Source organism: Paenibacillus sp. 01T442 (assembly GCF_056398345.1).
This window is the reverse complement of record NZ_JBFTPF010000001.1, coordinates 509,912-522,656: the sequence shown is the minus strand read 5'-3', so window position 1 is coordinate 522,656 and position 12,745 is coordinate 509,912. Positions and strand designations below refer to the sequence as shown.

Below are 12,745 nucleotides of genomic sequence, written 5' to 3'. Positions count from 1 at the left end.
AGCTGCAAAGCCCCATGATTAGAAACGATTTTTTCTCGGGCGATCACCATAAACGAATCACCCCATGCAAAGATCGCCCTAATGAAAGGCTCTGCATGAGTCGCTTCTTATTCCGGCAAAATGATTTGCCATATTTACCGCCTCCCTTATAGATTTAAATTATAAGGGAGGTCCTACTCTACCGCAAGTGTTGCGCCCAATGGAATAAATCCCAATATACTGCTTACGAGCGCGCTTTATATTTTTGAAATATATTCCTCTAGTAAAATCCCCTAATTAACCGATAGGTGTCCCATTAGGCAATTTAATATCTGGTTTCAAGAGAGTTACATCCCCCTTTTCCGGTACTCCTCCAAGAATTAATACTTCTGATCGGAAACCCGCAATAGATCGAGCGGGAAAGTTAACTACTCCAATGATTTGTTCCCCTATAATCTCTTCAGCTTTATAACGTTTAGTGATTTGAGCACTCGACGTTTTGATTCCGATATCTGGTCCAAAATCAATTTGGAGTTTAATCGCAGGTATTTTTGCTTCTGCAAAAAACTCCGCTTCAGTAATCGTTCCAACACGAATATCGAGTTTCAAAAAATCATCAATCGTTGCCATCGTTCATCCCCCTACTCAACTAAAAGAATTTTTAACTATTCATTTACTATTTTGAACATTGTACTTTAAAGATTTTAACCAAAAATACATTCCCATACCGAGTAAGGTCATCATGCCGCCTAAGAACTGAAATGAAGATATTGTTTCACCTAGTAATACATACGCAAGAATTATGGCAAGAACCGGTTCTCCAATAATCCCTACCGAGACAGTCGTTGCTCCAATTGACTTTAACAAAAAATTAAAAATGTATTGTCCAAAAATAGTTGGGATTATTGCAAGCAACAAAAAATAAGTCCAATCTGATGTGTCGTAATCAATTAATGAGAAATTATTTATCAAATTGTAGACGAGCATGACGGTACCACCAATAAAAAAGACGAAAATACTGTATACATTTGTATCGATTTTTCGGCTTACTTTCTGCCCCGCCAATAGATAGGCTGAAGCGAAGAATGTGCCTATTAACGATAATCCGTCGCCAATTAGCGCATTTTTCGAAATCCCTATGTCTCCCCATGCAATAACGATTGAACCCATAAGAGCAACGATCAAGCAAAAAACGGTTAGCAGATTAACATGTTCTTTGAACAAAAAGTAGGAACCTATCATAACAAATAACGGCTGTAATGCCAAGATGACCATGGAGCTTGCAACTGCGGTATAGACCAATGATTCCATCCAGAATAAGAAGTGTAACCCTAGAAAAATGCCAGCTAAAATAACGATAGTCCAATCTTTTTTATTCATCTCAGTAGAGCGAACCCTCTTCCAAGGTACAAAAAAGAGCATGATGATGACGGAAATAAACAATCTGTACATCCCAGCCACAGAAGTAGGTGTATCTGAAAATTTTATCAGGATGGAAGAGATCGAAACGGATAATATACTGATAATTAACAAAATAAACGGATGAAATAGTAAAGGTGAATTATTTGGATTAACCATATATCCTCCAGGATGTAGAGACAATCCCTGTGCACAGAATTGTATGATAAGCCTTAGCTGGATATAATAATATCATCACCAACGTCTATTTTGTGCAATTAAATCCTTGATTTATATCGAAATATCGTCTAATACGGAGGTTCACTTTGAAAAAACAATTACACGAAACCATTCAGTATCCTGACGATGCATTTCCATACATCATGTATACGCATACCAATCATGGATCGATTCCCAAAGGCAGAGGCGTTAACGATCTACATTGGCATGAAGAACTACAAATTACTTTAGTGACCAAGGGGAAACTAACGATACAAGTCAACGGAATCAATTATGATTTAGAAACGGGTCAGGCCATCTTTATTAATAAGAGCGTTCTTCACATTGTTACAAACCTTAACCAAGATGGTGAATATGTTAGTTTTAACTTCCCAGAAAAGTTGCTCGCCTTTTATTCCGATAGTGCCATGGAAAAAAAATATGTACTTCCGTATACCAAATCTTTCTTGTTAAGTTTAGAAATCAAAGGGGATATGGAATGGCATAATCAAATTCTACAAATTCTTTGGGGTATGAAAAAAGAATTTGAGTCGAAAAAAAGCTGGGGATGGGAGTATGAGGTTTCCATTAAAACGGTTCAGTTATGGTTAATTCTTATATCAAATTTTCCTCTATCCTCAGAGGAGTCGTCTAAATACAACAGACTCCAACAAGAGCGACTGCAATTGATGCTTAGCTTTATTCACCAAAACTATTCTAACAATTTGACATTGAAGGAAATAGCTGATGTAGCGCATTTAAGTGTATCGGAGTGCACGCGCGGTTTCAAAAAAAGCATCCATATGACTCCGTATTCCTACTTGGTTACCTATCGTATAAAAAAAAGCTGCGAGTTGTTACTATCAACTGACTATACAATAACTGAAATCGCACTGCGAGTTGGTTTCAATAATCCCAATCACTTTATTCAGTCTTTTAAAAAGCATCATAACCTAACTCCTAAGGAGTTCAGAAAAATTAGAAATGAACAGACTTATACAATCGAAAAAGAATGACGGGAATCACAAGTTTGGCAGGTGATCATCAAAGACTTGTAAAATCCAAGTCAATAAACGGAATATCATTGATTAAATTATTGACATTAAACGTTAATGCTTCTTTATTATAATCATTCCAATTAACAAAGTTCCCCATATCAAGACTACGGTATTTAAGACCAATAATGATAGCTTGCCTTAAATTAATAAATAACGGAATAGTTTCTAGTGAACTACGGCTTAATGTATTTTCCTTGGTGTATCCTTGAAAAAAGTTTGAATAAAAACGTTTTGATATTGCTTTTCTAGTTTTTACGAATCACTGTCTCTTGATAATGATTGAATTTGACTTATATATAACTCAAGTTTCTTTTGAAGCATCTCATTAGGTACATATTTTTGAAATTCTGTAATAGCTGGATTGTCATTCCAATCATACCTTTTTTGAATAGGAGAAAACTTTTTAGATAGCTTATGCATCTTACCGGTAAACCTCCCAATTCGTTCATAAAAGATATCACTTTCGACGCAGATTTCAGCCCTTCTGCCTGGAGCGAATTCAAAGGCAGTCACTAAAAAAGAGTTTTCAACATTTTCAATAACTTCAACATATTCACCTTGATTAGAAAGTAAAGCTTTCGATACCATCAATCCGGAATCCGCTAGATATGAAATAAACTCAATCTCAGCAAGAGTCATATCCTTACTCCTATGTGAGCTATGAGCAATCCTTAATATTACTTCTATAGATTTACGTTTCCCTAAAAACACAAAATTTTGAAAACCGTCAAGTTCTATAGTATCTGCAAAGTTAATGCCAAACCGACCTGCTGCCTCTAAAAAAATTTCTTTTGTAAATTTATCTTTAATAGAACTTTCTATATGAATCTCCTCCAATTAAATAATTCCGGAGCATGTATATTACATACCCATATTAAATAATAACAAATTAATAATGAATTGCTTGATAAAAAATGATTGAAAATAATTATTACTAAATTATCCAATTACTTGAATGGACAAAAAAAGAGCCGCCGCAAGGCAAGCCCTTCTCTATCCCTCTATTTCTGTAAAAAGCGATCACGATACTGACCTGGCGTCGTTCCCTCCAACYTGCGGAAATAACGAATGAAATTGGCAGGCGTATTATACTTCAACTTCTCTGCTATCTCGGAAATTTTTGAATTACTCTCATTAAAATAAGGGTCGTAAATACAATTAGAATAATGGCACATACAGCGAGCTCGAAATCCGAAGCGCATCACCATGCTCATTTCAAGTTATAGATAACGTTATGCTATCATCCTATACCTTGGAAATATTCGAAATATATTCGATTAGCGTTATGGCATAGCGTTATTTACCATATTTGAAAGGACGGCGATTCTCATGAAGAGATATGTATCGATGCTGGGAAATTACTTGCTCTATGTGATGGTCATCATTTTAGTCATCTGCCTCTACAATATCGTCATTGATCCTGTATTAGGATGGGGGCAGTTCGGACAAGGAAAAAACATCCCCATCCAGGTATTCATGGTACTTGTAGTTACGATCGTTCTTTCCGCAATTGTTTATGCCATTAAATATCGGATTTTGAAACAGACACCGGTGAACTTTTGGAGTCTTAGCAGCTTTTCGCCAATCAAACTGAGCTTTTCGATTCACATGATAACAATGGGGCTGGCGTTCACTTTATTGAATGCTGCCTCCATGAAACTACTTCTTTCCTACAACCTTCCAACGTTCAATGATTTTACAGAAGAATATTTCGCCTCTGTTCCTTTCGTTTACATGATACTTTCCTCTGTCCTCACCACTGCACTTGAGCTGATCCTGTTCATCGGTATCATGTTCAACGAAGCCCGGAAACAGGTTCCCGTATTCTGGCCAATTCTAGTCATCGCTTTGATTATTGCGGCGTTGCAGCCGGGTGGAATCGCGATGCAGCTTCTGGGTGCAGCGTTAGGATTCATTTATGGATCCATCTATGTACGTCTTTCATCCATATGGTCGATACTGCTGATTGGGATCGTGTTTAACATTAGTCTGTTCGTCATGAAAAAAATCGGTTGGCTTGATTCCATGGCGAACATGTCGGAATTCGCTTTAATACTGCTTGCGGCAGTCATGGCGCTCTATCTCATCTTTAGCACCCTTTGGTACTGGAGAAAACCTAAAGAGGCAGCTTAATCTTAAAAAAGCGACCGATCCACTAGGATCGGCCGCTACTTATCAAATATTATTTATAGCTTTGCAACATCGTTTCCAGGTATTCCTCAATGGGAAGCGACTTCCGCAGCGCCAACAAGTTATTACCTGCCTCACCAATGACCGTACGGAATTGTTTGCTTTCTCCGATTGCTTGAGCGGCGATGGCATCGACGATGATTTGCGGATCATCCAAATTGCTGCTATCCGTACTATTCATCAACGTGGTAATTTTATTCATTAGGTCGTCATAAGCCGTGATACTCTCGTCTTTGTTCCATCGGATGTTATTCTTAAAATTGTTGCCAGTAGAGCCGCCTTGTTCGATGAGACGAAGCTCGATATTCAACGGTTTGAGCTCGTAATACAGCCCTTCCGTCAAGCCTTCTAGTGCAAATTTAGACATGTTATACAAGGAGCCAAGTGGAACTGCCGTTGTGAATCCCATGAAAGAACTAATATTGATAAACATGCCTCCACCAACGGTTTGTTGACGACGACGTGGATTAAGGTCATCGTTGCTTTCTGAATTTATGTACTTCTAATATCAATTCTATTGAACAAAAAGCCACCGTTAAAATACCAATAAAAGACAAAATATTGAGCATGCATCTAACTGTAATATAAGCGATTGGCATGCTATCAAAGAGATTTTGTATTGTACTTTTGGCAATAGAATTATTTAACAAAAGAAGTACAACTCCCGCAAATACTCCGTAGAGCAAATTTTTTTTATGATCCATAAGAAGCTCCTTTTAACATGATGATCACCTTTTATTTTGTCCCACCCATATTTAGGGATTAATACCATTTTATATCGCATACATCAGATTGTATACTTTTATAATAACAGCTGACGCATACTCCTCCTCTAAAAAGCCATTGACAGACAATGGCTTTTTAGAGGAGGAGTATTTAATTGACTGATACAGTCATTCAATAAAAGGAGGTCAAATAATATGTCCACCTCAAAAGAATTTTCCCAATAAGCAAGGCATGTTTCTCCAATACGAGATCCTATCGAGTGACCGAACACGGATTGGGTACAAATCGATCGGCAAGGGTCCTGGGATCATACTTGTCCATGCTGCATTAAGGGATTCTAATGACTATACCCGCTTAGCGATTGCGCTCTCTCACTCTTTTACCGTTCACCTCATGGATCGAAGAGGCAGGGGCTTGAGTGGTCCTCAGGGTTTAGAGTATGCTATGAATAAAGAATGAGAAGATGTTCAAGCCATCCGCGAAGCGACAGGCGCCGACTATTTGATTGGACATAGTTATGGTGGGCTTGTCTCTCTGGAACTGGCTAGAATGGACGCTTCATTCACCAAAGTAGCTTTGTACGAACCTGGCGTGCTGATTAATCCGATGGACGATGCTTGGATGCTGCGTTATGAGCAGGCGATGCTCAAGAATGATCGACTTGGCGCATTTGCACATTTCGTGAGAGAGATGGGCCATACCCCTTTAACGCGGTTCCCCTATTGGTATGCCAAACTCATCTTGAGGCTCATGGTACGCGGAGACCATTGGCGTAAAACCGCTCAATTACTTCAGCAAAATTTACTTGAGCATCGTGAAGTGCAGCGGTTCTCTTCTTCTTATCCGAATTACAACAGTATCCATGCGGATGTATTGTTGATTCAAGGGGGCAAGAGCTCAGATTCTACGAAAGAAATGATGAATGAATTAAACCGAACAATTGCCCGATCGACATTGGAAACTGTGAACAAACTGGACCATTTCGGTCCTGAGAATGACGGCGGGCCTGACCAAATCGTGAACCTGCTCACCCACTTTTTTCATATTCCCAAAGGAGTTTAACTACATGCCGCGCTTAAAGGAAGATCAACTTCAAAAAATTTACGAAGAACGCAAACAGCAGATTACGTCGGCTGCAGTCAAAGTTTTTGCCCAGCGCGGCCTTCCTGGTACGAAAATTAGCATGATAACCGCAGAAGCAGGCGTGAGCCACGGGCTGTTCTACCATTATTTTAAAACGAAAGAAGAACTATTCACCTCTCTAGTCCGCGAAGCAGTTGAAACATCGATGCAAGAAATGGACAATTTGAGCCAATTGACGGGATCTCCGATCGAAAAAATAAAAATCTTCACACAAGGCATGCTCGATGAGAGCGGCGCTCCGTATTTTATGCTGCTCCATCGGGCACGGAATTTTGAAGAGGTTCCTGAAGAAGTCAGCCAACTAATTCAAAAATACCCTGTAGATGTCTACGTCAAACGTTTGCTTCCCTTGTTTGAGGAAGGGCAACAAAAAGGGGAAGTCGTGGATGGGGATCTAGAGGAATTGATCGCAAGCTACTTGACAATCCTTTCCGGTGTGATGGTTTTAGGCAACGGATATGTGACTCCCCAAGTGGATACGCTGTTGAGATTTGTTGAAAAGAGATGATAGAAACATCGTCAAACATCGTCAAGGCCTAATCCCTCACTAGCATATTGCTATCTAACGATTGGCAAAACAACTTCTACCATCGTTCCTTTCCCAACTTCACTTTCGATTCGCAAAGTCCCATTATGATTTTGGATGATTCTCATTGAAACCATTAATCCTAACCCTGTTCCTGTTTCTTTTGTAGTAAAAAATGGATTTCCAATCTTGGTTATTTCTTCTTGCGGGATTCCATAACCCTTATCTTTAATTCGAATATATATTTTATCGTTCATTTGATTGGCCTGTATGGACACTTCTCCACCTTTAGGCATGGATTCAACGGCATTCTTTAAAACATTGATAAATACTTGATTGATACTGCGTTGGCACTGAATGAATGATAAATTGTCATCTAACTCTATCTTTATTTGAACGTTATGTAGGTTTGCTTGTCCTTCAAATAATCTGGTAACGTGATTTAATATATGAACCAAGTCCCTTAATTCAAATGCCTCATTTGAAGGTTTCGCTAACACTAAAAGCTCACTTACAATTTCATTGATGCGATCAATTTCTGATAACATGACTTCATTACGTAATTTCTTTGTACCATCCATATCTTCTTTCACATACATTTGCATAAAACCTCGTAAACTGGTCAAAGGATTTCTAATTTCATGGGCAATCCCAGCTGCAAGTTCGCCAACTAAGGAAAGTTTCTCTGATCTGCGGATTAATTCTTCGGAATGTATCCGTTCTGTTATATCACGCCCCATACTGATAACATGTTGAACATCTCCAGCAGCATTTCTAATTTTTTTGGAGTGTGATTCTTGCCAAATATAATGGCCATTTTTATGCCGAAGACGATATATAAATATTCTGCTATCCGAATGATCGGAATTACCTCGCCGTAACCAGCCACCGTTCATATCATCTGGATGCCAATAATCATAGGCATATTTTCCGATAAGTTCATCTGGAGCATATCCGATCTGGTGGCGGATAGCTGGCGAGGCATATGAGATCATTCCGTCTGGAGTTAAACGCAAAATAACGTCCTGTGAATGTTCAGAAATAAGGTTGTGCAGTTCTTCAATCTTCTTGAACTCTTCTTCCTTCTCTTTTTGTTCGGTTATATCTACAATTTGACAAATGAATATGTCATTACCCTTAATTCCCTGTTCATTCCTTTCTGTAGTAACATTTAGAAGCCCCCACAATAGACTCCCCGATTTATGAACATACCTTTTTTCTATGTGATAACCATCTATTTCGCCCTGCACCAATTTACGCCATATTTCCAGATCAGCTTCTACATCTTCAGGATGGCTGACAGCCGTAACAACGAGATTTATGAATTCACTTTCGCTATATCCTAGCATTTTGCATAGAGATGGATTCGTCTGTAAAAAACTTCCGTCACAAGATATCAAAGCCATTCCAATTGAAGATTTCTCAAATGCACGAAAAAAAAGACTATGGTCATTGAAATGAGATAACATCTGGGTCCTCCGATTAAGCAGTTACATTACAAGGAATTGCAATGCTTTTGCATTCATTCTATCACTTGATAAGGTAACATTAAACTTCCGGCACTTTAATAAACAAAAAAGGACCTGCCGCGAAGCAAGCCCCAAACAAAGTACTGCACTTTACCCTTTACGCTTTTGAAAATCTATCATGAACTCAGCGAGATCTTTACAAGCTTGATAAGGAACAGCATTGTGCTTGGTTCAGGACCTCAAGAGGAAGAGCTGCCGGAGCCGGATTGAAGTTGTTAATACGATACATTGTTACGAACCTCCTTTAATTTGTGAAAACGCAAAAACGCCCCTCGTCTTATTGGGACGAGGAGCGTTTGCTCGCGGTGCCACCCAACTTGATCGAACATAGCTGTTCGATCCTCTTGGTTCCGCGATAACGGTCGTGACCGGCTAACTTAGGAACATCATTTGCATGATGCTCTTGACGGAAACGCCTCCGAGTTGGATTCTCATCATAGGCACAATTCGTGTATTGATTTTTATTCAGTTAAACCTACCACAGGTATTTTGTCAACTAGCATAACGACGACATCTAATATATTCATTTCAGTTAAGTCTTCTTTTAAACGTCACTTATTTATTACTTAGTTGTTCCGCTAAACCTATTAGAATTCCTTCATTTCCACGAATATAGCAGAGCCGATACGAGTTCTCGTACTGAACCACTTCGCCAACAAGCTGAGCACCATGCTTAGTGACGAGTCTGGATACCATTTCGTCAATGTCTTCAACAGCGAACATGACGCGTAGATAACCGAGGGCATTTACAGGAGCAGTTCGGTGATCTGATATCGTAGGTGGGGTGAGAAATCGCGAAAGTTCAATTCGGCTGTGGCCATCTGGGGTAACCATCATAGCAATCTCTACATACTGTGAACCCAGCCCGGTTACGCGACCAGCCCATTCACCTTCGATAGTAGCTCGCCCTTCGAGCTTCAAGCCAATCTCTTCGAAGAAAGAGATTGCGTCATCAAGGGATTCTACAACGATGCCAACATTGTCCATTCTTAGTAATTTGTTTTTTTCCATAGTTTTATCTCCTTATGTGTACAAATTTATTTCCTGATCATCTTCATATTTATTCTATCAATATTACCAATTCCCTCCGAATAATTAAATTCCCAGATTTATATATCGTTGATTTGAGCAGTTGCATTACCTCTGTTTTTCATATTTTATGATAATGAGATTAGAATTTTCAGTTTCGTGTATAATTTCTATACTTGAACCTGATAACAATTTCACTGCAAATTTGTTGTTTTCCATATCACTATAGTCTTGAATTGTACCTTTTTCTTTTAGCTTGTTTAACTCTTCCTGATAGAAGGATTTAAAATCACGTTCATCTACATAGGTCAAATAAAACGGAGAACAAACATTTTGTTTTCCTTTAAATACAGTTCTTTTAGGAAGAGGAATTGCCATGTTTATAAGTTCATCTTCATATTCACATTCAAATATTTTACTTGGGAACAAATAACTTTTTACATAGTCATTATAGTTTACATTCCAAAAGTAACATTGAATAATAATAAAAATGGGTATCGAGATCATCAAGATAATTGATGGAACTTTTTTACTTTTGGTCTCAAGATGGCAACACTTTCTGGATTCAGCCGGATTTTGCACAGCCTCTAGGGGCTGAGCCAATCAATCAACGGCTCCATCTATTGAAGGACGTAAGGCTCTATCTGTTTCCAACAATGCCTTTCCCAACCTTCGGGGTGCTATCGGCTCAAACTGTAGATGCATTCGAACAATGGACAGATACGCAAAGCGAACGGTGGTACCATCTTCATACTTGGGCCGGAGATATGTGGGTGCAGCCGGATAAGCCGCTCGTTGCTAGATTCTAAAGCTTGACTATGAAATTTATATTTGATACAACGAAGCTACGACTTAAGAAGGCGGTGTAATGGATGKGGAAACCAATAACATTCAGCATTATCGGCGGTGCAGGCTTTCGCTCACAGTATTTTCTAAGAATTGCACAGGCTCTTCCAGAACAATTTTGTATTAGCGGAATGGTTATTCGTGACGAATCCAAGGGAAGAGGGATGGAAGACTTATGGAAAGTGACTACTTATCGGACACTGGATCAGCTCTTGGAAAATGAACAACCAGATTTTGTTGTACTATCTATTAACGTATCGGCCGCAATCGATTACATGCTGCAGTTGGCGGAACGGGGAATTCCTGTACTTGCAGAAACACCTCCTGCACCTGATCTGGATGGGTTGCTGCAGCTGCACAACAAGCTTACCCGTCAAGGCGCGCGAATTCAAATTGCAGAACAATACCAATTCCATCCTATCCAAGAAGCCCGACATAAGATTATTAAGTCTGGACAATTAGGCAATGTTAATCAAGTGACAGTGTCCATATCTCAGTTCTATCATGCAGTAAGCTTAATACGGAAAATGTTAGGTGTGCGCTATGAAGATGTCCGTATTAAGGGAATGCGATTTGAATCCGATTGGGTCGCTGGGCCGAACCGAAGTGGTCCGCCAACAGAAGATAAATTAATCAAGTCAGAGAGAGATATAGCTTGGTTGGATTTTGGTGGAAAGCTGGGGATTTACGATTTCACTAAGGATCAACATCGCTCATGGACCCGTTCAAACCACTTATGTATTAGGGGGGAACGAGGGGAAATATTTGATAATCGGATTAGCATACAAGACCCATCCTGTACACAGATTCAAATGGAATTAAAGCGCATCAATAAAGGTGAGTATGAGAACGCGGAAGGCTATTTCCTTAAAGGAATTATGGCGGGAGAACAATGGGTATATGAAAATCCCTTCATGCCTGCACGGTTATATGACGATGAAATTGCTATTGCAGCCTGTTTAAAGAAGATGGCGGTTTATGCCGAGGGCGGACCCGGATTTTATGGTCTTCCGGAAGCTTCTCAGGACCACTATATCGGCATGCTGATTGAGCAAGCGATTAGAACCGGAGAGACAGTAGTGTCGACTCGACAACCGTGGGCTGATAACGAATAATAAGAAATGGCACCCATTCGGGTGCCATTTCTTTTCTCCATTAGAGTGATAAGGTGAGCCTTAACATAACGAATTACTTTTTAATCGTATTAGATTAATTTATATTTCTTACATCCACATTCGTATTAGGAAGAAGATGTAAGTAATCGAACTGTACTACACATCCATCACCAACTGGACTCTGGGCAACTACACCGACTTTTAAACTATGGATATTACTCATTCCAAAATACCGCACTAATGCCCATTCATTACCATCAAGAGAGTAATGAAAAGCTATACAATTATCATATCGAGATACTCTTAAGAAAGGGTTTGTATTCCCGACATAGTCGCCGATACAATCATCCGACATATCTTTAGTTACAACACTAACAATGGAAGGTCGACCTCTAAAATCCTCATAACATAACTTAGCCCAGTTATTCTCGTCTGCCATTACCATAAGGCAGCCCGAGTCATTCCGGTCACGTATGTCTACGCTAACCMGTGTGGTTAAAATGAAATTTGAATCTGTTGTGGTATATAGGAATGGAGCAGAATTTTTTCTACTTTCCTGTGTTGGGTTATGGAAGAAGTCTGCACGAGGTGGAGCGGTAATCATAAGTGAATTTTGTTCAGAAAATTCCCATTCATGTGGTTCGTTCATCCATTTAAGAGAAGCATTTAGACTCTTCCCTACACAGTTATTAAAAAGACTCATACCTAACCATCGCCACCCATCCATATCATATATATACCATAGTGTATATCTAGTGTGATTATTATAACAGAGGGGAAAACTATTTTGTTCAAATCTCTTATTACATTTCTCCGTGATTATCTAGGAGCTGCAGACAATATTTTAAAGTAATTACTGCTTCCGGTGAAAATGGAGACAGAAATAGCAGCCGTTAAGATAATCCAACCGTTATTACTTCCCTGTCCGTTTCGAGGGAGCGTAATCACAATCCCATAGCTCGTCGTGATATGGATTTTGACTCAACC

At 39.2% G+C, this 12,745-nt stretch carries 15 protein-coding genes; 6 read left to right on the top strand and 9 right to left on the bottom strand.

Annotation, left to right across the window (positions count from 1 at the left end; all coding sequences use genetic code 11):
• Positions 1-276: 276 nt before the first annotated feature.
• On the bottom strand, positions 277-609 hold the full coding sequence (csaA, locus tag AC1DLM_RS02220) for a chaperone CsaA (RefSeq protein ID WP_171634731.1): 333 nt from the start codon (positions 607-609) through the stop codon (positions 277-279).
• A 39-nt stretch (positions 610-648) separates the two neighbouring features.
• On the bottom strand, positions 649-1,557 hold the full coding sequence (locus AC1DLM_RS02215; RefSeq protein WP_477568946.1) for a DMT family transporter: 909 nt from the start codon (positions 1,555-1,557) through the stop codon (positions 649-651).
• Positions 1,558-1,703: 146 nt separating this feature from the next.
• On the opposite strand from AC1DLM_RS02215, the gene AC1DLM_RS02210 reads away from it, so the two are divergent.
• Positions 1,704-2,612, top strand: a complete 909-nt coding sequence (locus tag AC1DLM_RS02210; protein WP_477568945.1) for a helix-turn-helix domain-containing protein — start codon at positions 1,704-1,706, stop codon at positions 2,610-2,612.
• Between the two features lie 294 nt (positions 2,613-2,906).
• Here AC1DLM_RS02210 and AC1DLM_RS02205 read toward each other — a convergent pair whose 3' ends face one another.
• Positions 2,907-3,491 carry a phosphotransferase enzyme family protein gene (locus AC1DLM_RS02205; protein WP_477568944.1) on the bottom strand — a complete coding sequence of 195 codons (585 nt, stop codon included), beginning with the start codon at positions 3,489-3,491 and terminating at the stop codon, positions 2,907-2,909.
• 492 nt (positions 3,492-3,983) lie between these two features.
• Here AC1DLM_RS02205 and AC1DLM_RS02200 point away from each other — a divergent pair, with 492 nt between their 5' ends.
• A complete protein-coding gene (locus AC1DLM_RS02200; RefSeq protein WP_477568943.1) occupies positions 3,984-4,787 on the top strand; it encodes a hypothetical protein in 804 nt (267 codons plus the stop codon).
• 49 nt (positions 4,788-4,836) lie between these two features.
• Here the strand turns inward: AC1DLM_RS02200 and AC1DLM_RS02195 are convergent, their stop codons facing one another.
• Together AC1DLM_RS02195 and AC1DLM_RS02190 are read right to left on the bottom strand one after the other, a co-directional pair.
• Positions 4,837-5,277: an SDR family NAD(P)-dependent oxidoreductase gene (locus tag AC1DLM_RS02195; protein WP_477568942.1), complete on the bottom strand. Its 441-nt coding sequence runs from the start codon at positions 5,275-5,277 to the stop codon at positions 4,837-4,839.
• A gap of 40 nt (positions 5,278-5,317) precedes the next feature.
• A complete protein-coding gene (locus tag AC1DLM_RS02190; protein ID WP_441992299.1) occupies positions 5,318-5,548 on the bottom strand; it encodes a hypothetical protein in 231 nt (76 codons plus the stop codon).
• Positions 5,549-6,044: 496 nt separating this feature from the next.
• Between AC1DLM_RS02190 and AC1DLM_RS02185 the strand changes: the two genes are divergently transcribed.
• Positions 6,045-6,632, top strand: coding sequence for an alpha/beta hydrolase (locus AC1DLM_RS02185; protein WP_477569063.1), 588 nt, complete (start codon positions 6,045-6,047; stop codon positions 6,630-6,632).
• 4 nt (positions 6,633-6,636) lie between these two features.
• Positions 6,637-7,221: a TetR/AcrR family transcriptional regulator gene (locus AC1DLM_RS02180; protein ID WP_441992297.1), complete on the top strand. Its 585-nt coding sequence runs from the start codon at positions 6,637-6,639 to the stop codon at positions 7,219-7,221.
• A gap of 50 nt (positions 7,222-7,271) precedes the next feature.
• Here the strand turns inward: AC1DLM_RS02180 and AC1DLM_RS02175 are convergent, their stop codons facing one another.
• The 3 genes from AC1DLM_RS02175 to AC1DLM_RS02165 form a co-directional block, all read right to left on the bottom strand.
• Positions 7,272-8,708 (bottom strand): PAS domain S-box protein, encoded by a 1,437-nt coding sequence (locus tag AC1DLM_RS02175; RefSeq protein ID WP_441992296.1) that lies wholly within the window; start codon positions 8,706-8,708, stop codon positions 7,272-7,274.
• Positions 8,709-9,323: 615 nt separating this feature from the next.
• Positions 9,324-9,779, bottom strand: coding sequence for a VOC family protein (locus AC1DLM_RS02170; RefSeq protein WP_441992295.1), 456 nt, complete (start codon positions 9,777-9,779; stop codon positions 9,324-9,326).
• Positions 9,780-9,905: 126 nt separating this feature from the next.
• Complete coding sequence (locus AC1DLM_RS02165) at positions 9,906-10,175, bottom strand: hypothetical protein (RefSeq protein ID WP_441992294.1); 270 nt, start codon at positions 10,173-10,175, stop codon at positions 9,906-9,908.
• A 140-nt stretch (positions 10,176-10,315) separates the two neighbouring features.
• On the opposite strand from AC1DLM_RS02165, the gene AC1DLM_RS02160 reads away from it, so the two are divergent.
• Both AC1DLM_RS02160 and AC1DLM_RS02155 read left to right on the top strand, forming a co-directional pair.
• Entirely contained in the window at positions 10,316-10,606 is a 291-nt protein-coding gene (locus AC1DLM_RS02160; protein ID WP_441992293.1) for a hypothetical protein, read from the top strand.
• Between the two features lie 63 nt (positions 10,607-10,669).
• Positions 10,670-11,758, top strand: coding sequence for a Gfo/Idh/MocA family protein (locus tag AC1DLM_RS02155; protein WP_477568941.1), 1,089 nt, complete (start codon positions 10,670-10,672; stop codon positions 11,756-11,758).
• Between the two features lie 94 nt (positions 11,759-11,852).
• On the opposite strand, the gene AC1DLM_RS02150 is transcribed toward AC1DLM_RS02155, so the two are convergent.
• Positions 11,853-12,461, bottom strand: coding sequence for a DUF1349 domain-containing protein (locus AC1DLM_RS02150; protein WP_477568940.1), 609 nt, complete (start codon positions 12,459-12,461; stop codon positions 11,853-11,855).
• Positions 12,462-12,745: the final 284 nt, after the last annotated feature.

Coding starts and splice junctions, on each gene's coding strand:
- csaA (WP_171634731.1), bottom strand. CDS start 609: ATGGCAACGATTGATGATTTTTTGAAACTCGATATTCGTGTTGGAACG.
- AC1DLM_RS02215 (WP_477568946.1), bottom strand. CDS start 1,557: ATGGTTAATCCAAATAATTCACCTTTACTATTTCATCCGTTTATTTTG.
- AC1DLM_RS02200 (WP_477568943.1), top strand. CDS start 3,984: ATGAAGAGATATGTATCGATGCTGGGAAATTACTTGCTCTATGTGATG.
- AC1DLM_RS02195 (WP_477568942.1), bottom strand. CDS start 5,277: ATGTTTATCAATATTAGTTCTTTCATGGGATTCACAACGGCAGTTCCA.
- AC1DLM_RS02190 (WP_441992299.1), bottom strand. CDS start 5,548: ATGGATCATAAAAAAAATTTGCTCTACGGAGTATTTGCGGGAGTTGTA.
- AC1DLM_RS02180 (WP_441992297.1), top strand. CDS start 6,637: ATGCCGCGCTTAAAGGAAGATCAACTTCAAAAAATTTACGAAGAACGC.
- AC1DLM_RS02175 (WP_441992296.1), bottom strand. CDS start 8,708: ATGTTATCTCATTTCAATGACCATAGTCTTTTTTTTCGTGCATTTGAG.
- AC1DLM_RS02170 (WP_441992295.1), bottom strand. CDS start 9,779: ATGGAAAAAAACAAATTACTAAGAATGGACAATGTTGGCATCGTTGTA.
- AC1DLM_RS02165 (WP_441992294.1), bottom strand. CDS start 10,175: ATGGCAATTCCTCTTCCTAAAAGAACTGTATTTAAAGGAAAACAAAAT.
- AC1DLM_RS02160 (WP_441992293.1), top strand. CDS start 10,316: ATGGAACTTTTTTACTTTTGGTCTCAAGATGGCAACACTTTCTGGATT.